This window comes from Streptomyces sp. NPDC034085, from assembly GCF_055575555.1.
Window position 1 is genome coordinate 54,383 of record NZ_JBVISL010000002.1, and the last position, 21,217, is coordinate 75,599.

General features: G+C 73.5%; 24 protein-coding genes. 13 read left to right on the forward strand and 11 right to left on the reverse strand.

Translation table 11 applies throughout. The features are described from left to right. Positions 1-258: 258 nt before the first annotated feature. Both ACZ501_RS05415 and ACZ501_RS05420 read left to right on the forward strand, forming a co-directional pair. Positions 259-1,995 carry an N-acyl-D-amino-acid deacylase family protein gene (locus ACZ501_RS05415; protein ID WP_468792803.1) on the forward strand — a complete coding sequence of 579 codons (1,737 nt, stop codon included), beginning with the start codon at positions 259-261 and terminating at the stop codon, positions 1,993-1,995. Continuing rightward, positions 1,992-3,449, forward strand: coding sequence for an aldehyde dehydrogenase family protein (locus ACZ501_RS05420; RefSeq protein WP_361608483.1), 1,458 nt, complete (start codon positions 1,992-1,994; stop codon positions 3,447-3,449). The genes ACZ501_RS05415 and ACZ501_RS05420 overlap by 4 nt, the downstream gene beginning before the upstream one ends. A 55-nt stretch (positions 3,450-3,504) precedes the next feature. Here ACZ501_RS05420 and ACZ501_RS05425 read toward each other — a convergent pair whose 3' ends face one another. Beyond that, a complete protein-coding gene (locus ACZ501_RS05425) occupies positions 3,505-5,337 on the reverse strand; it encodes a hypothetical protein (RefSeq protein ID WP_468792805.1) in 1,833 nt (610 codons plus the stop codon). A gap of 354 nt (positions 5,338-5,691) precedes the next feature. Between ACZ501_RS05425 and ACZ501_RS05430 the strand changes: the two genes are divergently transcribed. Both ACZ501_RS05430 and ACZ501_RS05435 read left to right on the forward strand, forming a co-directional pair. After that, positions 5,692-7,281 (forward strand): APC family permease, encoded by a 1,590-nt coding sequence (locus ACZ501_RS05430; RefSeq protein ID WP_468792808.1) that lies wholly within the window; start codon positions 5,692-5,694, stop codon positions 7,279-7,281. 185 nt (positions 7,282-7,466) lie between these two features. Beyond that, positions 7,467-7,760, forward strand: coding sequence for a hypothetical protein (locus ACZ501_RS05435; RefSeq protein ID WP_468792810.1), 294 nt, complete (start codon positions 7,467-7,469; stop codon positions 7,758-7,760). A gap of 24 nt (positions 7,761-7,784) precedes the next feature. Here ACZ501_RS05435 and ACZ501_RS05440 read toward each other — a convergent pair whose 3' ends face one another. Both ACZ501_RS05440 and ACZ501_RS05445 read right to left on the reverse strand, forming a co-directional pair. Next, positions 7,785-8,222 (reverse strand): nitroreductase family deazaflavin-dependent oxidoreductase, encoded by a 438-nt coding sequence (locus tag ACZ501_RS05440; protein ID WP_468792813.1) that lies wholly within the window; start codon positions 8,220-8,222, stop codon positions 7,785-7,787. Beyond that, positions 8,219-8,899, reverse strand: a complete 681-nt coding sequence (locus tag ACZ501_RS05445; RefSeq protein WP_468792815.1) for an NAD(P)-dependent oxidoreductase — start codon at positions 8,897-8,899, stop codon at positions 8,219-8,221. The genes ACZ501_RS05440 and ACZ501_RS05445 overlap by 4 nt, the downstream gene beginning before the upstream one ends. A gap of 68 nt (positions 8,900-8,967) precedes the next feature. Here ACZ501_RS05445 and ACZ501_RS05450 point away from each other — a divergent pair, with 68 nt between their 5' ends. Further along, the gene (locus ACZ501_RS05450) at positions 8,968-9,345 is read left to right on the forward strand and encodes a winged helix-turn-helix transcriptional regulator (protein ID WP_361608495.1); all 378 of its coding nucleotides are present in this window, start codon (positions 8,968-8,970) and stop codon (positions 9,343-9,345) included. Here the strand turns inward: ACZ501_RS05450 and ACZ501_RS05455 are convergent. Further along, positions 9,309-9,707 (reverse strand): VOC family protein, encoded by a 399-nt coding sequence (locus tag ACZ501_RS05455; RefSeq protein ID WP_468792817.1) that lies wholly within the window; start codon positions 9,705-9,707, stop codon positions 9,309-9,311. The genes ACZ501_RS05450 and ACZ501_RS05455 overlap by 37 nt on opposite strands. Before the next feature lie 148 nt (positions 9,708-9,855). Between ACZ501_RS05455 and ACZ501_RS05460 the strand changes: the two genes are divergently transcribed. Next, on the forward strand, positions 9,856-10,338 hold the full coding sequence (locus tag ACZ501_RS05460; protein ID WP_468792819.1) for a GNAT family N-acetyltransferase: 483 nt from the start codon (positions 9,856-9,858) through the stop codon (positions 10,336-10,338). Here the strand turns inward: ACZ501_RS05460 and ACZ501_RS05465 are convergent. The 3 genes from ACZ501_RS05465 to ACZ501_RS05475 form a co-directional block, all read right to left on the reverse strand. Next, the gene (locus tag ACZ501_RS05465; protein WP_362458611.1) at positions 10,335-10,706 is read right to left on the reverse strand and encodes a VOC family protein; all 372 of its coding nucleotides are present in this window, start codon (positions 10,704-10,706) and stop codon (positions 10,335-10,337) included. The genes ACZ501_RS05460 and ACZ501_RS05465 overlap by 4 nt on opposite strands. A 45-nt stretch (positions 10,707-10,751) precedes the next feature. Further along, positions 10,752-11,405, reverse strand: coding sequence for a dihydrofolate reductase family protein (locus ACZ501_RS05470; RefSeq protein WP_361608503.1), 654 nt, complete (start codon positions 11,403-11,405; stop codon positions 10,752-10,754). A 106-nt stretch (positions 11,406-11,511) separates the two neighbouring features. Further along, complete coding sequence (locus ACZ501_RS05475; RefSeq protein WP_468792821.1) at positions 11,512-12,252, reverse strand: GbsR/MarR family transcriptional regulator; 741 nt, start codon at positions 12,250-12,252, stop codon at positions 11,512-11,514. 234 nt (positions 12,253-12,486) lie between these two features. Here ACZ501_RS05475 and ACZ501_RS05480 point away from each other — a divergent pair, with 234 nt between their 5' ends. The 3 genes from ACZ501_RS05480 to ACZ501_RS05490 are packed head-to-tail and all read left to right on the forward strand — an operon-like array spanning position 12,487 to position 14,663. Then, positions 12,487-13,152: a DUF4097 family beta strand repeat-containing protein gene (locus tag ACZ501_RS05480; protein ID WP_468792824.1), complete on the forward strand. Its 666-nt coding sequence runs from the start codon at positions 12,487-12,489 to the stop codon at positions 13,150-13,152. Between the two features lie 36 nt (positions 13,153-13,188). Next, a complete protein-coding gene (locus tag ACZ501_RS05485; protein ID WP_468792826.1) occupies positions 13,189-14,271 on the forward strand; it encodes a serine hydrolase domain-containing protein in 1,083 nt (360 codons plus the stop codon). A 53-nt stretch (positions 14,272-14,324) separates the two neighbouring features. Then, the gene (locus ACZ501_RS05490) at positions 14,325-14,663 is read left to right on the forward strand and encodes a hypothetical protein (RefSeq protein ID WP_468792829.1); all 339 of its coding nucleotides are present in this window, start codon (positions 14,325-14,327) and stop codon (positions 14,661-14,663) included. On the opposite strand, the gene ACZ501_RS05495 is transcribed toward ACZ501_RS05490, so the two are convergent. Next, a complete protein-coding gene (locus ACZ501_RS05495; protein WP_468792831.1) occupies positions 14,660-14,902 on the reverse strand; it encodes a DUF397 domain-containing protein in 243 nt (80 codons plus the stop codon). The genes ACZ501_RS05490 and ACZ501_RS05495 overlap by 4 nt on opposite strands. Next, complete coding sequence (locus ACZ501_RS05500; RefSeq protein WP_468792834.1) at positions 14,899-15,753, reverse strand: helix-turn-helix domain-containing protein; 855 nt, start codon at positions 15,751-15,753, stop codon at positions 14,899-14,901. Before ACZ501_RS05500 ends, ACZ501_RS05495 begins: the two co-directional genes overlap by 4 nt. Positions 15,754-15,880: 127 nt before the next feature. Here ACZ501_RS05500 and ACZ501_RS05505 point away from each other — a divergent pair, with 127 nt between their 5' ends. The 3 genes from ACZ501_RS05505 to ACZ501_RS05515 all read left to right on the forward strand — a co-directional run bounded on the left by ACZ501_RS05505 (position 15,881) and on the right by ACZ501_RS05515 (position 18,843). Then, the gene (locus ACZ501_RS05505; protein WP_468792836.1) at positions 15,881-16,318 is read left to right on the forward strand and encodes an ATP-binding protein; all 438 of its coding nucleotides are present in this window, start codon (positions 15,881-15,883) and stop codon (positions 16,316-16,318) included. Between the two features lie 61 nt (positions 16,319-16,379). Next, a complete protein-coding gene (locus ACZ501_RS05510; protein ID WP_468792838.1) occupies positions 16,380-17,651 on the forward strand; it encodes a DUF4241 domain-containing protein in 1,272 nt (423 codons plus the stop codon). Positions 17,652-17,661: 10 nt separating this feature from the next. Beyond that, positions 17,662-18,843: a DUF4241 domain-containing protein gene (locus ACZ501_RS05515; protein WP_468792841.1), complete on the forward strand. Its 1,182-nt coding sequence runs from the start codon at positions 17,662-17,664 to the stop codon at positions 18,841-18,843. A 49-nt stretch (positions 18,844-18,892) separates the two neighbouring features. Here ACZ501_RS05515 and ACZ501_RS05520 read toward each other — a convergent pair whose 3' ends face one another. Beyond that, positions 18,893-19,351 (reverse strand): hypothetical protein, encoded by a 459-nt coding sequence (locus tag ACZ501_RS05520; protein ID WP_468792843.1) that lies wholly within the window; start codon positions 19,349-19,351, stop codon positions 18,893-18,895. A gap of 122 nt (positions 19,352-19,473) precedes the next feature. Beyond that, a complete protein-coding gene (locus ACZ501_RS05525) occupies positions 19,474-20,334 on the reverse strand; it encodes a TIGR03619 family F420-dependent LLM class oxidoreductase (protein ID WP_362458640.1) in 861 nt (286 codons plus the stop codon). Between the two features lie 135 nt (positions 20,335-20,469). Between ACZ501_RS05525 and ACZ501_RS05530 the strand changes: the two genes are divergently transcribed. Further along, a complete protein-coding gene (locus tag ACZ501_RS05530; protein WP_361609898.1) occupies positions 20,470-21,213 on the forward strand; it encodes a hypothetical protein in 744 nt (247 codons plus the stop codon). The last annotated feature ends 4 nt before the right edge of the window (positions 21,214-21,217 follow it).

Consider the following 21,217-nt stretch of genomic DNA (forward strand, 5'->3'; position numbering starts at 1 on the left):
GACGGGCGCGGAGCGCCCGTGCGGGGTCAGGGGCAGCGCCCCTGGGAACGGTGGAAGGGCGGGTAGGGGACGGCCCCGCAGGGCGCGACGCCCGGCACGGCCCCGCACCGCCCCGGCGCTCGAACGGCATGACCGCCCCCGGAGGGGCCCCGCAGGGCCGGGGGAGGGGCGGGGGGAGACACCCCGGCAGGGGATACGGAACACGCCCGGCCAGGGCAACGGGCCAGGGCGACAGGAACCACCCAGGAGGGGACCGTCATGCTCGACCACCTCATCCGCGGAGCGACCGTCGTCGACGGCACCGGCGCCCCCGCGTACACCGCGGACGTCGGCATCAAGGACGGCCGCATCGCCCTCATCGCCGAGCCCGGCACGGACGCGGCGGCGGTGACCACCGAGGACGCCGCCGGCCTCGTCCTCACCCCCGGGTTCATCGACCCGCACACCCACTACGACGCCCAGCTCTTCTGGGACCCCTACGCCACCCCCTCCATGAACCACGGCGTCACCACCGTCGCCGGCGGCAACTGCGGCTTCACCCTGGCCCCGCTCAACCCCGCCCGCCCCGAGGACGCCGACTACACCCGCCGCATGATGAGCAAGGTCGAGGGCATGGCCCTCAAGGCCCTCGAAGAAGGCGTCGACTGGACCTGGTCCACCTTCGGCGAGTACCTCGACGCCCTGGAGGGCCGCATCGCCGTCAACGCCGGCTTCATGGTCGGCCACTGCGCCCTGCGCCGCCACGTCATGGGCGAGGAGGCGACCGGCGGACAGCCCACCCCCGAGCAGCTGCGGGAGATGACCGACCTCCTCCACGAGGCCATGGACGCCGGCGCCTGGGGCCTGTCCACCACCCAGTCCTCCACCCACTCCGACGGCGCCGGCGCCCCCGTCGCCTCCCGCCACGCCGGACCCGCCGAGCTGCTCGCCCTCTCCCGCGCCGTCGGCGAACACGAGGGCACCCAGCTCGAAGCCATCGTCGCCGGCTGCCTCGACCAGTTCTCCGACGAGGAGATCGACCTCTTCGTCGACATGAGCGCCGCCGCCGGCCGGCCCCTCAACTGGAACGTCCTCACCATCGACGCCGCCGTCCCCGAGCGCGTCCCGCGCCAGCTGGTGCCCAGCGAGCGCGCCCGCAAGGCCGGCGGCCGGATCGTCGCGCTGACCATGCCGATCCTCACCCCCATGAACATGTCCCTCGGCACCTTCTGCGCCCTCAACCTCATCCCCGGCTGGGGCGAGGTCCTCGCGCTGCCCGTCCCCGAGCGGATCGCCCGCCTCCGCGACCCGGACGTCCGCACCGCGATGCTGCGCCGCGCCGACAGCAAGGAGGCGGGCGTCTTCCGGCGCCTGGCCGACTTCGGGCGCTACGTCATCGGTGACACGTACAGCAAGGAGAACGAGGGCCTCTCCGGCCGCGTCGTGCGCGACATCGCCGCCGAACGCGGCCAGGACCCCTTCCAGTGCCTCGTCGAGATCTGCGCCAACGACGACCTGCGCACCGTCCTGTGGCCCATGCCCACCGACAACGACCCGGCGTCGTGGGCCCTGCGCGCCGAGACCTGGCAGCACGAGGACGTCCTGTTGGGCGGCTCGGACGCCGGCGCGCACCTGGACCGGATGTGCGGGGCCCCGTACACCACCCGCTTCCTCGGCGACTGCCTGCGCGGCCGCAAGCTGGTGCCGCTGGAGCAGGCCGTACGGATGCTCACCGACGACCCGGCCCGGCTGTTCGGGCTGCGCGGGCGCGGCCGGATCGCCGAGGGCTTCCACGCGGACCTGGTCCTCTTCGACCCGCAGCGCATCGACGCGGCACCCGCGACCCTGGTCCACGACCTGCCCGGCGACAGCCCGCGGCTGGACGCGCGGGCGATCGGGATCGTGTCCGTACGCGTCAACGGCGTCGAGACCATCCGCGACGACGAGGTGACGGGGGCGGTCCCCGGGACCGTGCTCCGTTCCGGCCGGGACACGAGGACGGTGAGCACCCGATGACGCGGCTCTACATCGGCGGCGAGTGGGTGGAGCCCGACGCCGGGCACTACGAGGTGGTCAACCCGGCCGACGAGTCCGTGGTGGGCCTGGCCCCCGAGGCGTCCCGCGCCCAGGTGGAGGAGGCGGCCCGCGCCGCCGCCGAGGCCTTCGGTACGTGGTCCCGTACGCCCCCCGGGGAGCGCGCGGCGATCCTGGACCGGGCCGCGGACGTCATGCAGCGGGAGTTCGAACCGTGGGCGGCGCTGGCGCGGGCCGAGACGGGCGCGCCGACCGGGATCGCCCGCGGGATGCAGGTCGGCGTCGGGGTGTCCCGCTTCCGGCGGTACGCCAAGGGTGCCCTGGAGCCGGTCGAGAAGGGCCTGCCGCCGCAGGTCACCGAGGCCGGGCCGATGGGGAGGGCGAGCGTGCTGGGCGCGCTGGAGGTGCGCCAGCCGGTCGGCGTGGTCAGCTGCATCACCTCCTACAACAACCCGTGGGCGAACCCGGCGGGCAAGGTGGCCCCGGCGCTGGCGATGGGCAACACGGTGGTGGTCAAGCCGGCGCCGCAGGACCCGCTGTCGGTGTTCAAGATGGCCGAGGCGCTGCACGAGGCGGGCGTCCCGGCGGGGGTGGTGAACGTGGTCTCGGGCGCCTCGGTGGAGGTCGGCGAGGCGGCGGTGGACTCCCCGTACGTGGACATGGTGTCCTTCACCGGCTCCACGGACGTCGGCCGGCGCATCGCCGAGGTGTGCGGGCGCTCCATGAAGCGGCAGCTGATGGAGCTGGGCGGCAAGGGCGCCGCGGTCGTCTTCGAGGACGCGGACCTCGACGCGGCGGTGGCGGGGATCGGCACCACCTTCTCCTTCTACAGCGGCCAGATCTGCACCGCTCCCACCCGGGTCATCGTCCACCGGTCGGTGTACGAACCGCTGGTCGAGAAGCTGCGCGGCTATCTGGCGTACATGAAGGTGGGCGACCCGGCGGACCGGGGCACGGTGGTCGGGCCGGTGATCTCGGCGGCGCACCGGGACCGCGTGGAGTCGTACGTGGAGCTGGGGCGCAAGGAGGGCGCGCGGATCGCCCACGGCGGGGAGCGCCCGGTGGTGGGGGACGGCCGCGGCTTCTACGTGGCGCCGACGCTGCTGGTGGACTGCACGAACGACATGCGGGTGGTGCGGGAGGAGATCTTCGGCCCGGTGGTCGTGGTGGTCCCCTTCGAGGGGGACGAGGAGGAGGCCGTCCGGCTGGCCAACGACAGCGACTTCGGGCTGCTGAGCTACGTGTGGTCCGCGGACGTCGCCCGCGCGTTCCGGGTGGCGCGCCGGCTGCGCTCGGGCGGCGTCGGGGTCAACACGATCGGCCGCAACATGGAGGCCCCGTTCGGCGGCTTCAAACGGTCGGGGGTCGGGCGGGACGTCGGCTCGTACGCCCTGCACGCGTACAGCGAGATCCAGTCGGTGGTCTGGTCGACCTAGGGCGCACGGTACCCCCGGGTGTCCCGTCGCCGGGTGCACCCGGGGGCGCCGCGCCTCAGTCCCGCCGGGGCCAGGCGTAGCCGAGGGACTCGGCCAGCTCCCGGCTTCCGCCCGCCACCCTGGCGAAGGCCTTGGGGTCGGTGGCCCCGATGCGCGCCACCGCCGCCGCGGCCTGCACCTCGGGCGGCCGGCCGTCGTCCGGCAGGTCCCATACGAAGACCAGGCCGGGGCCGTCCCCTCCTTCCGGCGGGGTGGCCGGCTCGGGCCGGTAGTGGAAGGTCACGCTCACGGTGTCCGGGTCGTGCCAGCCGGTGTGGGCCCGCGCCCGACCGAGGCCCCAGCGCGCCGCCGGCTCCGGCCGCTCCCGCAGGGCCGCCGAGATCCGCCGGGCGGTGGCGCGGGCCGGCCAGCACCAGGAGTCGTCGTCCGTGGCGCGCCGGACCTCGGCGTCGTAGGCGGCGGCGTCGAAGCGCAGCTCCGGCGGGGGCGGGCCGGTCGCCCCGCGCCAGCCGTCCCAGACGACGTCGTCCCCGTCGCGGCGGACGGTGACGTACAGGGCGCCGCAGCACCCCTCCGTGCAGGACGCCTCGGCGAGCTGCACCTCGTGCGGCTCGGGGCCGGCCAGCAGGGCGCCGTTGTCGAGCAGGTACTCGGGCGCGTGGCCCGGGCCGTTGCCGAAGAGGGCCGGGAGCAGGGGGCGGCCGTGGATCAGGATCCGCGTCTCGACGGCCGGGGAGTCGGCGGGGTCGGCCACCGCCACCTCGATGCGCAGGGGGGCGGGCGGGACCGGGAGGCGGAAGGGACGCAGGCGGTTGCGCCGGAGCCAGGCGGCGCGTCGGCGGTCGGCGGGCGCGGCGGGTTCGGGTGCGGTGGTGCGGTGCAGGTGCGCTTGCAGGCGGCCCAGGAGCGCCTCCCGCTCCCCGGCCGGCCAGTCGAGCAGCGCGGCCGTACCGCTGTGCAGGTCGGAGGCGAGGGACAGCAGGAGCACCTGGTGGTCGAGGGTCGGTGCCGGAGCGGCCGCCCGGGCCACGACGGCCCGGTACACCTGCGCGGCCGGGCCGTAGTCGAGGAGGTCGGCCCGGTGCTCGCACCGGTCGGCCATGGCGTGCAGCAGCCGTCCGGCGGCCGTGACCAGCGCGGCGTCCTCGGGCCGGGCGCGCAGGAGGTCGTCCAGGCGGGCCGCCTCGGCGATCCGCCGGGCCTGCCAGCGGGCCACCGCGGGCCAGTCGGGTGCGGTGAGGAGGGCGACGAGCGCGTCGCGTACGGCTTCGCCGCCCGCGGGGGCGGACCCGGCGGCCGCCACCGCCTCGATGAGCGGGTCCAGTTCCGCGGACCGGCTGCGGCCGGCCAGCGTCAGCAGGGCGGCTGCCTGCCGGTCGAGGGGGTCGAGCGCGGCCGCGGCCACGGAGCGCAGCCCGCGCAGCAGCCCGAGGGCCTTGAGGCAGGGCACGTCCTCGGGTTCGCCGAGGCGGATCAGGAGGGCCAGGCCGACGCCGACGGCGGCGGGGCTGGTGCCCGTCCGGGTCAGCTGCCGTGCGGTGCGCCGGGCGGCGGGTTCGTCGGCCAGCGGGAGCCGGGTGGCGTTCGCGCGCAGGGTGCGGTCCGGCAGCCGGAGCCGGGCGACGGCGTGGTGGACGGCCTCGGCGGCCCGGACGGGGTCCGGGTCGGCCAGCGGCCCGGCGAGGGCGGCGGCCACTTCGTCCCGCGCCTGGGTCCAGGTGAGGCGGGGCCGGGAAGGCTCGGGGGGCGGTGGCCCGTCGGGCCCGTCGGGGAAGGGGTGGCCGCGGCGCGGGAAGCGGCCGTCGGGTTCGATGCCCTGGCGGAAGAGGGCGTAGTCGTGGAGGGAGGGTGCGGGAGTGAGCGGCGTGCGCTCGTCGCGGCCGCTCACCGGGCGGGGTGGGACTCGATTCCGTAGGTCATGCCGGGAGCCTGTCAGGCGCGGTCACGCGCCGTCCAGCGGTTTTCACGCCGCGCAGTCGTTTGGCGGTCGGAGCACGGTCCGGGGGCCTTCGAAAATTGGCACGGGAAAGTTTTGAAACGGACATATCGGGTACTCCTGCGGTTTCCGCATTCCGGAACTCCCGTGTCAGCGCCTCTCGAATCATGGATAGGTGCCTGAGTGAACCTTGTATTGCGGTCGTGTGAATGCTTTCGATCTTCGTAATCAAAGGGATTTAGGCCTGTGAAGTACCGGACTTAAGTCTTCCGGATAAGGAAACCGCAGCATCTAACGTCCTTTCCCATGACACAGCTGGACACACGGCCTCAGGTCGGAGACACGGTAGGCGGCGTCGCCGAGGGCGGCGCCGGGCACGGGGCCGACGCCGCGGCCGAAGTACGCGGCAAGGGCCTCGGCAAGGGCTCCGTCGGCCTGGTGGGCAGCGCCGTCATCGGCATCTCGACCGTCGCCCCCGTCTACTGCCTGACCTCCACCCTCGGCTCCACCGCCGGCGAGGTCGGCATCCAGATGCCGGCGGTCTTCCTGGCCGGCTTCCTCCCGATGCTCCTGGTCGCCTTCGCCTACCGCGAGCTCAACAAGGCCATGCCGGACTGCGGCACCTCGTTCACCTGGACCGTCAAGGCCTTCGGCCCGCGGATCGGCTGGATGTGCGGCTGGGGCCTGGTGATCGCCACGATCATCGTGCTCTCCAACCTCGCGGGCGTCGCCACCTCCTACTTCTGGCTGCTGGCCGGCGAGGTCACCGGCAACGACTCGATCGCGGCCCTCGACGACGACAAGCTCGTCCACATCGCCACCTGCCTGACGCTGATCGCCGTCGCGACCGCCATCAGCTACCGCGGCATGACCGCCACCAAGGGCGTCCAGTACACGCTGGTCGGCCTCCAGCTCGCAGTCCTGGCGATCTTCGTCGTGATGGCCTTCCAGAAGGCCTCCGCCGGCACCTTCGACACCGGCCTGGACTTCTCCTGGGAGTGGATGAACCCCTTCGCGGTCGAATCCATGGCGGCCTTCACCGCCGGCCTCTCCCTCTCGATCTTCATGTACTGGGGCTGGGACGCCTGCCTGGCCACCAACGAGGAGACCACCGGCTCCGCCAAGACCCCCGGCCGCGCCTCGCTCATCGCGATGGTCGTCCTCGTCGGCTCGTACCTGGCCACCGGCATCGCCGCCCAGATGGCCGTCGGCTCCGGCGCCGAGGGCCTCGGCCTCGGCAACGAGGAGACCTCCGGCAACGTCTTCGCCGCCCTCGCCGGCCCGGTGATGGGCCCGCTGCTCGGCATCCTGCTCTTCGTCGCGGTGCTCGCCTCCGCCGCCGCCTCGCTGCAGACCACCTTCATCCCGGTGGCCCGCACGGTCCTGGCCATGGCCGCCTACGAGGCCCTGCCGTCCTCGTACGCCAAGGTCCACCCGAAGTTCAAGACCCCGGGCCGCGCCACCGTCATGGCGGGCATCGCGACCGGCGCCTTCTACACCGTGATGACCCTGGTCAGCGAGAACGTCCTCACCGACACGATCTTCGCGCTCGGCCTGATGATCTGCTTCTACTACTCGCTGACGGCCTTCGCCTGCGTCTGGTACTTCCGCGGCGAGCTGCGCCGCTCCGCCCACGACCTGTTCTTCAAGGGCGTCTTCCCGGTCCTCGGCGGCCTGCTCCTCGCCGCGGTCTTCTTCAAGACCCTGACGGACGCCTGGGACCCCGCCTACGGCTCCGGCTCCGCGGTCTTCGGCGTCGGCAGCGTCTTCGTCATCGGCGTCGGCCTGCTGGCCCTGGGCCTGGTCGTCATGTTCGCCACCGGACGCCGCAGCCCCGCCTTCTTCCGCGGCGAGGTCCTGACGAAGTCGACCCCGGCGCTGGTGGTCGAGGACTGACAGCACCACCCGAAGTCCCGCTGTGTCATCGCCCGCGGCCCCGGATCGATCCCCCGATCCGGGGCCGCGCGCGTGCCCGGCGCCGGCCGCCTTCCCGGGCCGGGCGCGGGCCGGCCGGGTCATCCGATGCGCGGAACGGGCCGGGCATGCGGTGACCCGGGGTGCCGGGGGTCGTTGGGCGGGGCATGAAGGCACTGAAGCGCACCCTCTCCGTCCTGGCCCTCACCGGCGGGGCCGCACTCGCACTCACCCCCCTCACGGCGCACGCCGCCGACGGACCCACCGTCGAGGGGCAGCCCGTCGTCAAGCGCGTCGCCGACATCGCCGACCACCCCGGCCAGGCGGTGAAGGACGCCAAGACCGCCCTGGCGGTGACCAGCTCCGCCGCCGGATCCGCGACGCGGTCCACCAACAGCTCCCTCGCGGGCGCCGGCACCGCCCTGGACGCCGGGGTCCCCGACGCGCCGAAGGTGAAGTGACCGGCTCCGTCCAGGGGCCGGGCCTCAGGTCGGGGTGACCAGGACCAGCGGGATCTCCCGGGACGTCGCCTCGCGGTAGACCGCGTACGAGGGCATCGCGGCCACCACGGCCGGCCACAGCCGCTCCGCCTCGGCCGGGCTCGCGCGACGGCCGAGCGCCGGGAAGGTGCCGGTGCCGACCTGGAGGGTGACGGCCGGGTCGGCGGTCAGGTTCAGGTACCAGGCGGGGTGGCGGTCGCCGCCCGCGTTCGACGCCGTCAGCACGTACGCATCCCCGTCGCGCACGTACGCCAGCGCCGTCCGCCGCAGCACGCCCGAGCGGCGCCCCCGCGTGGTCAGCAGCAGGTCCGAGATCCCGGGACGCGGACGCCCGCCGGTCTCCTCGAACCGCCGGATGTGGTCCGCCACCCAGGGGTTCGGGCTGTCGGTCACGGGGGCGGGGGTGTCCGGGGTGGTGGTCATGAGGCCGCCTCCTCGTGGATGCCCGCGTGTACGGCGTGCAGGGTCGGGGCCGTGGCCTCGTCGAGGACGGCCTCGGCGAAACCGGCCGGGGTGATCCGGCTCCCGGCGTCGGCGGGAGCGACCGCGTAGCCGCCGCGCGGGGTGCCCTCGTGGTCGAAGTCGCCCGCCGGGGACAGCACCGCCCAGTCCAGGGCCTCGGGCGCGGCGGCCCGCAGCGCCTCGGTGCCGGCGCCGTGACCGACGTAGAACTCCCGCCACTCCTGCGGGTAGCCGGGGGTGTCCATCAGCGGTGTCCCGTCCGCCGTCGGCAGCACGGAGGCCAGCCCGACGGACACCAGCCGCCGCACCCCCGCCTGCGGCAGGCCCGCCGCCAGTGCCCGCGCCACGGCCGGGAAGAACTCGCCCGGCGCCGCCTGGGCGTCGTACACCGCGACCACCGCCGCGTCGTGCCCGGCAGCGAGCCGCGCCACGTCCGCCGCCGAGGTCACCTCCCCGTCGGCCCGGCCCACCGCCGTCACCTCCACCCCGCGCGCCCGCGCCCCGGCGACGACGGCCCGGCCGACGCGGCCGGTGGCGCCGAAGACGATGAGGCGGGTGGGGGTGGTGCTGCCGGTGGTGTTCTCGGCGGTGTTCACGGTGGCGTCCTTGTCCTCGGTGTTCGCGGTGGGGCTCGTCATGCCGTGAGCGTAAGGAAAGGGGTGGTTACCGATTGGATACCGGCCGGGACCGGCCTACCGTGGTGATCATGACGCAGCCGCCCCTGGACCCCGAGATGTTCGACCCCGTCTGCCCCTCGACGCTGGTGCCGTTCCGCGTCGGCGACAAGTGGGCGCCGCTGATCCTGCGCTGCCTCCAGGACGGGCCGCGCCGCTTCTCGGAGCTCAAGGTCCCGCTGCGCGGGATCACCGCCAAGTCCCTGACGCAGTCCCTGCGCGGCCTGGAACGCGACGGCTTCGTCGAACGGCAGGAGCCGGGCGGCTACGCCCTCACCCTGCTCGGCCACGGACTCCTCGGGCCGCTCGACGCGGCGTGCGCGTGGACGCAGGAGCACTGGGACGAGCTCATCGACGCCCGGGAGGCGGGGACTCAGCCCCAGGTGCGGGAGCACAGCACGAGCCGGTAGCCGTCGGGGTCGGCGACCGTGACCCCGTACTCGTCCCAGTACGGATTGTGCGAGGGCACGACGGTCCCGCCGCAGGCGACGAGGCGGCGTACGAGCGCCTCGTCGGGGGCCTGCCCGAGGTAGACCACGAACAGGTCGTCCACGGTGGGGGAGGGCTCGACCGGGTGGTCGGGGTCGAGGGTCAGCTCGAAGTGCCACCCGCCGCCGGCCGGCCCGACCATCAGCAGGTCGTGCTCCCCGGGTACGTGTCCTGCGGTGCGCCACAGGACGTCGAGCCGGAGCCCGTCGACGTAGAACCGCTCGGCGGCCTCCAGGTCCCGGGAGGGACGGGCGACGCGGACGTGGGTCTGTGCATCGATCATGCGGGGAGCGTAGGGGGAGGGGCGGCGGGGTGCCCGGGGGGCGGGGCGGGATGTGTCAGGTGGCCGGCCGGCGGAGGCGTACGCGTCCGCGAGACACCGGCGCAGCACGGGCGTTCGGCCCTGCCGGCCGTCGCGCATACTCGTCGTCGTGACCCTTCCCGAGATCATCCGCACCGACCGGCTCGACCTGCTGCCGCTGCGGGCCGAGCACGCCGACGAGATGGCCGGTGTGCTGTCCGACCCCGGACTGCACGCCTTCACCGGCGGCGCCCCGGAGACGGTCGAGGCCCTGCGCGCCCGCTACGAACGCTGGCAGGCGGGCTCGCCCGACCCCGCCGTCTCCTGGTGCAACTGGGTCGTCCGGCTCCGTGAGGAGGGGTGCCTCGTCGGCACCGTCCAGGCGACGGTCGGCGACGGCGTCGCGGAGGTCTCCTGGGTGGTGGGAACCCCCTGGCAGGGCCGGGGGATCGCCACCGAGGCCGCCAGCGGGCTCGTCGCCCGGCTGCGGCCGCGTACGGTCGTCGCGCACGTCCACCCCGACCACCGGGCGTCGGCCGCCGTCGCCGCCGCAGCCGGCCTCGCCCCCACCGACCGGTGGCAGGACGGCGAGGTCAGGTGGGAGCTCGTCTAGGCCCGCTCGGCGGCGCTGCGTTCCACGCAGAACTCGTTGCCCGCCGGGTCCGCCATGGTGACCCAGCCGGTGCCGTCGGCGTTGCGGTGGTCTTCGACCACGGTGGCGCCCAGGCCGGCCAGCCGTTCCACCTCCTGGTCGCGCGTCCGGTCCTGCGGCTGGAGGTCCAGGTGGATCCGGTTCTTGACCGTCTTGCCCTCGGGCACCCGGATGAACAGCAGCCCGGCACCGGCGGTTTCGACCAGCACCTCGGGGTCGCCGGGGAAGTCGCCGTCCCCGAGCTTGCCGTCGAGGGCGGCGAGCCAGAACTGCGCCAGGGCGTAGGGGTCGGAGCAGTCGACGGTCACGTGCCGCACGAGAGAAGCCATGGCCGCACTATCGGATCCGCTCCGGCCCCCTGTCCACCGGATAAGTCACCTGCGCCAGAACAGGTGGTGGACCACGCCGCTGGCGCTGGGGACGACCTCCAGGTGGAAGCGGTCCAGCAGTTCGTCCGGGGACTCCCACAGCCGGGAGCCGGAGCCGATCTCCACGTGGGGGGAGACCGCCACGTGCAGGGTGTCGACGAGGCCGGCGTCGAGGAACTCCCTGATGACGGTGGCCCCGCCGCCGAGCCTTACGTCCTTGCCGCCCGCCGCCTCCTTCGCCCGCGCGAGGACCGAGGCCGGGTCGCCGTCCACGAAGTGGAACGTCGTGTCGGACAGCGTGATCGAGGGCCGCTCGTGATGCGTCATCACGAACACCGGCGTGTGGAACGGCGGCTCCTCCCCCCACCAGCCCTGCCAGTCGTGGTCCTGCCAGGGCCCGCGCTGCGGCCCGAACTTGTTGCGGCCCATGATCTCGGCGCCGATGTGATGGGTGAAGTCCCGCGTGAAGTAGTCGTCGAGGCCACGGCTGCCGCCGGGATCGGTGCGGTTCGGCCAGCTCGCGGTGGCGCCGGCCCAGGCGAACATGGTCCCGGGATCGGCATGACCGAAGGGCCGCTCCAGGCTCTGGTCCTCCCCGGCACCGAAGCCGTCCCGGGAGACGTTGAAGTTCTGGACTCTGAGCAGCTGCACCTGCGCCACGGGTTTCCTCCTCCGTCGTCGTCTGTCGACGTCTAGGAGACTGCCAGGACCGACGAAACTCATCGCTGCGCCACGGCGGGAACCGACCATGCACGGTCTCCGGGACTCAGGGCGTGGCAGGGTCCCCCGGGGCCGGGGCCGGCTTCGTGTGGAGGACTTCGCGGGCCTGGCCGGCGGCGCGGACGATGCTCTCGGAGACGAAGTCGACGAAGCGGCCGATGTTCTCCAGGCGGGTCGCGGCGGGGGTGTTGCGGCCGAGGACGTTCACGCCCTTCCTCGCCGTTTCGGCGAGCAGGGCGGTGGACCGGGCGCTGGCCATCATCGACTCGTACCAGACGTCGTCGTCGACGACGTAGCGCTCGCGGCGGCGCTGGTCGCGTTCCCGGCGGACGAGGCCCTGGCCCTCCAGCAGTGCGACCGCCTTCGAGATCGACCCCGGGCTCACCTGGAGCCGCTGGACGAGTTCGGATGCGGTGAGGGTGCCGCTGTCGGCGGTGTAGAGGGAGACGAGGACGCGGGCCGTCATCTTGGGGAGGCCCGACTGCATCAGGACGGTCGTGAACATCTCCTCGTACGCGCGCACCGCCTCCGGATCGCGTCCGTGGGCCGGCGGGGAGGCCTGGGGCCCCCGGGGCGCGGCCTGCTTGCGGCGGTGGGTGCGGTGTTCGGTGGCGCGCTGGGCGAGGTCGGCGCGGTAGCCGGCGGGCCCGCCGTTGCGCATCACCTCGCGGGTGACGGTCGAGGTGGGGCGGTCGAGCCGTCGGGCGATCTCCGCGTAGGCGAGGCCGTCGGCCACCCCCAGCGCGATCTGCTGGCGTTCCTGCGGGGTGAGCCTGCCTCCCGGCATCGCGGTCTCCTTCACGCTCGCGGGTGTCTGCTGTGGCCTTGATCGTAGCGTTCATATTTCAACCGTTGCAACGAACGGCCAGCTGTCGTTGCGTTAGATTTAGAGACGGTGCAACGATATTGCGGCTCTGAGCTGCATAAATGACATCCCGTCGCAACAGATGTGTTGCCGTCTTGCTGAACGCGCCGTAGCTTTTCGGTCGTCGGAAACAACGAGCCCGAAGGAACGGCCACCATGCAGAAGTTCACCACCCCCGCCGCCATCTCCACCGTCCTCGACGTCCCCGCCGGGAACATCCGCTTCATCGCCGCCGACCGCGCCGACACCACCGTCGAGGTCCTGCCCGCGAACGCCTCCAAGAGCCGCGACGTGAAGGCCGCCGAGGAGACCACGGTCGACTACCGGGACGGCGTCCTGCGCATCAACGCCCCGCAGAAGAACCAGGCGTTCGGCGCCTCCGGAGCGGTCGAGGTCACCGTCCAGCTCCCGGCCGGGTCCCACGTCGAGGCGAAGGCCGCCAGCGCGGAGATCCGGGGCGTCGGACGCCTCGGCGAGGTCACCCTGGACAGCGCCCACGGCACCGTGAAGCTGGACGAGGCCGCCGGCGCCCGCATCACCCTGGCCGCCGGTGACATCACGGTCGGCCGCCTGTCCGGCTCCGCCGACCTCCGCACCCAGAAGGGCCACCTGGCCATCACCGAGGCCACCGGCGGCACCCTCACCCTGCGCACCGAGCACGGCGACATCTCCGTCGGCGCCGCCCCCGGCATCACCGCCTCCCTCGACGCCGGCACCTCCTACGGCCGCATCCACAACGCCCTCCAGAACACCGGCGGCACCCCCGCCCTGACCATCCACGCCACCACCGCCTACGGCGACATCACCGCCCGCACCGCCTGAACCCACCCCGCCACCGCACCGGAGGAACCCGCCACCATGACCACCACCCCGAACGACCGCCCCGCACTGCAGAAGACCATCGAGGAGATCGCCGCATCCGGCAGCTGGGCCGGGGTGCAGCTGCGCGTGAACGACCGGCACGGCGAATGGGCCGGCAGCGCCGGGATACGCGCACTCGGCGACAGCGCCCCACCGCAGCCCGACGGCCACTTCCGCATCGGCAGCAACACCAAGACCTTCACCGCCACCCTCGTCCTCCAGCTGGTCGCCGACGGCCGGATCGCCCTCGACGGCCCGGCGGACGACTACCTCCCCGCCTACGAACTGGACCGGCGCATCACCGTCCGGATGCTGCTCCAGCACACCAGCGGCCTGTTCAACTTCACCGGGGAGTACTACGAAGACGGAACCACCGCCCCCGGCATCGCCTGGGACGGCCAGGAGTGGGTGGACAACCTCCTCCACACCTACCGGCCCGAGGAGCTCGCACGCCTCGCCCTCTCGAAGCCCGCCTGCTTCGCACCGGGAACGGACTGGAGCTACTCCAACACCAACTACGTCATCCTCAGGCTCCTGGTCGAGGAGGTCACCGGCCGCCCCTTCGCCGAGGAGATGCGACGGCGGATCCTGGACCCGCTCGGCCTGACCGGCACCCTGGTCCCCGACGCCTCACCCGAGATCCCCGAGCCGCACGCCCACGGCTACTACACCTACCAGCACGGCAGCGACTGGAAGACCGTCGACGTCACCCGCGCCAACCCCTCCTGGATCTCCGCCGCCGGCGACATGATCTCCACCACCCGCGACCTGCACACCTTCTTCTCCGCCCTGATGAGCGGCAGGCTCCTGCCCGCCCCGCTGCTCGCCGAGATGCGCACCCCGCACCCGAAGTTCGGCTACGGCCTCGGCCTGATCGTCCAGGAGTCCGAGCACGGCACGCTCTACACCCACAACGGTGGCTTCTGGGGCTGGGGCGCCCTCATGTACAGCTCGCCCGACGGCGGGACGACCCTCACCGCCTCCCTCACCACCGGCGACGCCCGGCTGGACATGGCAAAGGCCGCGGAAGCGTTCGCGGAGGTGCAGAGCGCCCTGACCGACGCGGTGTTCGGCGCCTGAGCCCCCGTAAAAGCAGGTGCGGCCGCCGGTGGGTGCCGCCTAGCTTGAGGCGGGTGAGCAGCGACTATCCATTCGCCGACGGGTACAACCTCGTCTGGGATCTGACCGGCTTCGGCGACGAGGACGAAGAGATAGTCGAGTCCGTGTCCCTCTCCCGCGACCAGTTCCTGAAGATCCGCCACCTCTTCGTGCTGGGGGACGATCCCTGGATGGTGGCCGGCGAGTACCGGGTGGCGCCGAGCGTCTGGGCGCACGTACGCAGCGCCGTGCCGGGTGTCCGGTTCCAGCGCGATGCCGACTACTTCCTAAGCGCCCGTCAGGCCCTGCCTGACGGGCGCTTTTGGCGTCCGGCCCCGGGCGTGGCGGCGCCGGGCCCGATCCCGCCGCCTTAGGCGGTGACCCTGCCGAGGAACGCGGTCCAGGTGGCGGGGCTGACCGCCAGCTCCGGGCTCGCGGTGAGCTTGGAGTCCCGGACGTGGACGGTGTCGGCACAGGCGGCGACCTCGACGCAGTCGTCGCCGTCCCCACTGCTGTACGTCGACTTGTGCCAGGAGAGGGCGACCTCGACGCAGCTGTCACCCTGGCTGCCGCTGTAGCTGCTCTTGAACCACTGGAGCTGGGAGCTGTTCACGGGGATCCTCGCATTCGCATCAACAGGCCCGCAGTGTCTGCCGGTTTGAGGGCCTGGATGCGCAGTTTGGCATACCGCTGGTGGAGAAGGCTTATGTCTTTCAGGCTGTTGATGACCTGGCCCGACTGCTGTCCCTCGCTGTACCCCAGCCACTCGTTTTCTGCTGTCTCCAGGAGCTGGAAGGGGCCATCGGTGCCCGCGTGCTCCGGACTGATCGTCGGCATGATCTGGATGTCGACGTTGGGCAGCTTCGTGCACTCCAGCAGGTGGTCGATGAGCTCGCGCGTCACCTCCGGACCGCCCGTCTCCCGCTCGATCACCGACTGCTCGATGATGAAACTGAAGGCGATGTAAGGCGTCTTGAGCAGCAGTTCCTGCCGTGACATCCGAACGCTGATACGTGCATCTGCTTCCAGCACCGTCGCCAGAGGCGGGACGTTGCGGATCTGCGCCCGCGCATACGCCTCCGTCTGCAACAACCCCGGTATCGACCTGCACTCGTACGTATTGAGCGCCACCGCGTCCTGCTCCAGGTCCGCCCACTGCCTGAACCACGACGCGAGCCCGCGCCTGCGCGTCAGCCGTTTCGCCGCGATCTCGATGACGCCGAACGCGTCCAGGACCTCCTCCGACTTCCGCACGAACGCGGCCGACGGGTGGCGGCGGCCCTGTTCCACCGAGGCCACGTACTGGAGCGAGTACCCGACCCGTCGGCGGAACTCCTCCTGGGTCCAGCCGGCGCGTTTGCGGAAGGCCCTGACCGTCCTCCCGAAGTCCAAGAGGTCGGGATCCGGTGTCGAGGCCTCCTTGTCACCGCTGTCGTTGCCGTCACTCTCATCACCGGTGGTCATAGCGGTCACCTCCCCACCACCATGCTCACGGTCGGTGACTGCACCTGTCCAGCCACTGGACTACTACTGTTGAACAGTAGTAGTCGCCTTGCTGGGAACTCCCCTGTTCACACGGGATGTTCTCCTCATGACCGCACCCTCCGGCCACCCCCCGGCCTTCGTACGCGTGTTCACTCAGCGTTTCAGCTGCACCCCCCGCGGCGCCCGCCTCGCCCGGCAGCTGGCCCTCGTCTCGCTGCACGACTGGGGTGTCCCCGAGGGCACGCGGCTCTCGGCCGACGCCGGGCTCCTCGTCGCGGAGCTCACCTCCAACGCCGTCACCCACGGGCGGGTCCTCGGGCGGGACTTCGAGCTGCGCATGACCCTGCTGGACGGCGACCCCACCGGCGGCGTCCTGCGTCTGGAGGTGTCCGACCCGCGCCGGGACCGCCGCCCCGCCGTGCAGCCGCAGGCGTACCAGGCGGAGTCGGGGTACGGGCTGCGCATCGTGGACGCGCTCGCGAGCGACTGGGGGGTGATGGACCGGATCATCGGCAAGACCGTCTGGGCGGAACTGGCCCGGTAGGGCCGCTGTCACCGGTGGCGGCTACCTTGCACAGGCAACGGGACACGAGCAAGGAGCGGCCATGGTCGTCGAGGTGGGGTACGCGCGGGCGTGGGACCCGGAGGCCCGCACGCCCTGGCGGCCGATGACCGCCGGGGAGGCCCGGGAGCGGGACGCCGCCGGGCTGCCGTACGTGGCGGTGTACCGGACGGCGGGCCGGGAGGCGCCGCTGGAGGTCCGGCTCGTGTCCTGGCGGGACCACTACGTCGGGCTGTGGGTCTACGACGACCAGGGCCGCCGTACCTTCGACCTGGACCTGCGGCTGCTGGACGACCCGCAGCGGTTGTTCCGCCGGTACTCCGTGGGCTGGTACTACACCGGCCCGGAGATGGCCGAGTTCGACCCGAAGTGCCCGCGCGTCATCGTGGACCTCGTCCCGGACGGGCGGGGGCGGCGGACCGAGGAGCCCCGCGGGTACTCCACCACCCCCACGCTCCGCGACGACGAGCGCTGGATGGACCGGCCCGCCTTCGGGGAGTGGCCGCTGCTCTCGGCCCGGATGCACGGGCTGACGGAGCCGCCGGTCTTCGAGGCGGCCGAGGTCTCCGAGGGCGACGGCGGGGAAGCCCCGGCCACCTGCTGGCGGCCGCCGCGGCCCGCGCAGCCGGGCCGGATCGGCGAGCTGTTCCGGCCCGGGGTGCGGGTCACCGACGGGTACCACCCCGAGCAGACGGTTGTGGAGCCACGCCGCGTCGGCACCCTGCGCGTGCCCAGCGGGCTCCTGGCCGTGTCCGGCCCCGACAACTGCGACGAGGAACCGGCGATCACCGTCCCCGTCCCGCCCGGCGAGTACGTACTCGACGAGGCCCGGGTCCGCTACAGCTACCACTGCGAGTGGCGGAACGCCGAGGTCACGACCACGGACCCCACCGCGGTCCGCCTGCTCGTCAGCGAGACCCCGGCCGCGTCCTGGGAGATGGCCCTCGGCGCGGACGACGACCTCCGGATCTTCATCGAGGGGCAGATAGCCGGCTTCGACACCGACGGCGCCACCGGCTGCTTCGCCGACGCCGGGGCCTTCGAGACCCTCCTCTCGCTCTTCGAGCGCGGGCTGATCAAGGGCGAGCCGGACCTCGACGGGTACGAGGACCTCGCCGATGGGTCGATGTTCATACACCGCACTCGGGACACCGCCACCGGCGGCGAGCTGGTGGCCTTCGCGACGACCGGGGACGGTACCTACCCCGTGTGGGTCGGGCGTTCCGCATCCGGCGACGTGGTGGCGGTCGTGGTGCTGGTCGAGGGGATGCCCGAGATCCTCCCGGAGCGGGACGGGGACACCGCCGGTGCCTGAGGGGACGTACGTGACCTTCGAGGAGTCCTGGCACGCGGCGTCCCGTACCGGCGGTCGCGAGCTGACCCCCGAGGAGGCCAGGGCGCGGGACGCGGAGGGGCTCCCGTACGCGGTGGTCTACCGCGCTCCGGGCCGTGAAGTGCCCCTCGGGGTGCGGATGGTGGCCTGGCGGGCCGGATGTGTCGACGCCTGGGCGTACGACGAGCACGGCCGCCGGACCGCCGAGGCGGAGCTGCGGCTGCGGGACGACGCGGGGCGGATGCTGGTCCGGCGCCTGCTGGTGCGGCGGTACCCGGACGAGCGGACGGGGCAGGACGCGATGGACTGCCCCCGGACGGCGGTGGAGTGCTCCGCCGACGGCACCGCCCGGATCTCGCACCAGCCCGGGGGCATGCGCGGGGACTCCCTGGAGGCCGAGGCGGAGGTGGCCGACGGGGACCTGTGGGCGGCCCGGCCGGGCTTCGACGACTGGCCGCTGCTCACGGTGGCGGACGCGCTCCCGCACTGGGTGGCCGCGCGGCTGGACGGGGAGGCGGCCGGCTGGCGGCGGGAGCCCTCGCGGCTGCGCGGTCCCGCCGACTTCGACCGGGTGTTCCGGCCCGGGACGCGGATCCCCGGGCTGAAGGTCCTCGACCCGGTGCCGTGCGGCAGTCTGCGCCTGCCCAGCGGGGTGCTGGCGGTGGCCTGCCCGGACACCGGGGAGGGGCTGTCCGGGGTCACGGTGGCGGTGCCGCCGGGCACGTACCCCGTCGAGGCGGCCTGGGTCGAGGTCGAGGAGGAGCACTGGGGGTCGTACGAGGACGTGGCGGCCGTCAGGCTGCGGATCGGGGACGCCCCCGTGGCGGCCTGGGAGATGGCGCTCGGGCCCGGTGACGACACGCTCCGGCTCCGCGCCGGGGAGGCCTTCGGCTTCGGCACGGACGCGGCCACGGGCGCCTTCGGCGACGCCGGGGCCTGGGACGAGCTGCGGGACCTGCTGGAGCGGGCGCGGCGGAAGGGGTCCCCGGAGCACGGCCGGCTCTCCGACTCCGTCGCGGGCATGCACCTGGACGGCGGGAGCCTCGGTGCGGACCTCGCGGTGTTCTGCACGGGCGGCGACGGGGTCTACCCGGTGTGGGTGGGGCGGTCGGCAGCCGGAGAGGTCGTCCGGGTGGCCGTGCAGACGGCGTTCGACCTCGACGTCGAAGCCTGAGCCGGCCGGTCCGCCCCCCGGTGCGGGGCGGCGGACCGGTGGGTGCGTCCTACGACTTCGGCAGCGCCGGGAGCGACGGCAGCTTGCCCGGCTCGCTCTTCTGGAAGGTGTCCTGGCCGGCGCCCTCCCAGGTGACCTTCAGGGTGGTGGCGTCCACCGAGTCGACCTTGCCCTTCGAACGGGTCGCGCCCGCCGGGCACTTCAGGTCCAGGGTCGAGCCGTTGGTGGTGCCCTCGCAGGTGAGGCCGGTGGCGGCCTCGACCACGAACGCCCGCTGGCCCTTGACGGTGAGCACCACGCCCTTGCCCGGGGTCGCCATGGCGATCCAGCCGCCGTCCAGGGTGCCCGCGGCGGCGGGGGCGGACGGGGAGGCCGCCGGGGCGGAGGGGGCGGCGGCGCTCGGCTTCTTGTCCTCGGCCGGCTTGCTGCCGCTGCCGCAGGCGGTCAGGGTGAGGACGGCCGCGACTCCGGCTGCGGCGGCGACGGAGATACGCAGGTTGCTGTGCACGGGAGGTCCCCCAGGAGCGAGTCGATCGAAAGACGGGCCAGGCCACCGGCCGTCCGGGCGGGCGGCGGGCATCACCCGCTGACACGCGCGGGCGGGGTGATCCGGTTCCGTGCGGCGGTGGTTCAGAGGTACTGGGCGAAGTCGTCCAGGTGGCGCAGGACTTCCGCCTCCCGCGCCGAGGGGAGCTGGAGGACGACCTCCTCGATGCCCAGGTCGGCGTAGTGCCCCATCTTGCCGGGCGTCGGCTGGACGGCGTACGGGACCACCCGGAGCTCCTTGGGATCGCGCCCGGCGTCCTCCCAGACCCGCCGCAGAGCCGGCAGGGCTTCGGTCAGGCCGCGTCCGCCGATGGGGAGCCAGCCGTCGGCGTGGTCGGCGACGGCGGCGAAGAGCTTCGGGCCGGCCGCGCCGCCGATCAGGGTGCGCGGGCCGTACAGCGGCCGCCCGGGGCCGAGTTCGCGCGGGGGCTGCACCGGCTTGGGGTGGGCCGCGCTGGCGCGGACCGAGGCGTACGGGCCCTCGTACGCGGTCGGCTCCGGCGACCACAGGGCGCGCATCAGGGCCATGTGGTCCCGGACGCGTTCGCGCCGGGTGCGCCAGTCGACGCCGTGGTCGGCGGCCTCCTCGACGTTCCAGCCGTAGCCGATGCCGAGGGTGAGGCGGCCGCCGCTGAGGTGGTCCAGGGTGGCGGCCTGCTTGGCGAGGCCGATGGGGTCGTGCTGGGCGACGAGGGTGATGCCGGTGCCGAGGTGGAGGCGTTCGGTGACGGCGGCGGCCTGCCCGAGGGCGACGAAGGGGTCGAGGGTGCGGCCGTACTGCTCGGGGAGCTCACCGCCCATGGGGGCGTCGGTGTCGCGACTGACGGGGATGTGGGTGTGCTCGGGGAGGTAGAGGCCGGAGAAGCCGCGCTCCTCCAGGGAGCGGGCGAGACGGGTGGGGGAGACGGTGCGGTCGGTGAGGAAGATGGTCGTGGCGATCCGCATGGCGAGGGCACCTCCGAGACGTCGGGAGGGCCAAGGTACGGGTTCGCCCGCGAGGGCGGCAGGGCCCGCGGCCGGCGGCGCGGGTGAAGCGGCCGGCCGGGTGCCCGGCGCACGGCGTGTGATGAGGTGGGCGCCATGGACTCGATGGAGACGATCACGGTTCCGGAGACGCTGCACGGCTATCCGGGGGTGGCCTTCGGCGGCTACGTCGCCGGTCTGCTCGCCGGGCGCCTGGCGGCCGGCGCGGAGGCGGTCCGGGTGGACTTCCGGCGGCCCGTGCCGACCGGTACGGCGGTCCGGCTGGATCCGGACGCGGCCGGCGGAGCCGCCCTGTTCGACGGGGACGGGGTGCTGCTCGCCTCGGCGTCGGCGGTGGCCGCGCCGGGTGGGGAGGTGCCGGGGGCGCCCTCCTGGGCGGAGGCTTCGAAGGCCGCCGACGCCTACCGGGCGGATCCGCCGGCCGGGCAGGTCGACTGCTTCGGCTGCGGGCTGGGCAGGACCCCGGCGACGGGGCTGCGGCTGCATTGCGGGCCGGTGCCCGGGCGGGACCTCGTCGCGACGGCCTGGACTCCGGACGCCGGGCTCCTCGACGGCGACGGGCTGCTGCCGCCGGAGCTGGCGTGGGCCGCGCTGGACTGCCCGGGCAACGCGGCGGGCCGGCTGCTGGGCGGCGGCGGCCCGGCCGGTGCGGTCACGGCGTCGCTGGCCGGGCGGCTGCTGCGCCCGGTTCCGGCGGCCGCGGGGCTGGTGTCGTACGCGTGGCTGCTGGGCGCGGAGGGCCGCAAGTACACCGTGGGCACCGCGCTGGCCACCGCCGGAGGGGAACTCTGCGCCGTCGGCGAGGCGTTGTGGATCCACCCGAGGCAGCCGCACGCCTGAGCGG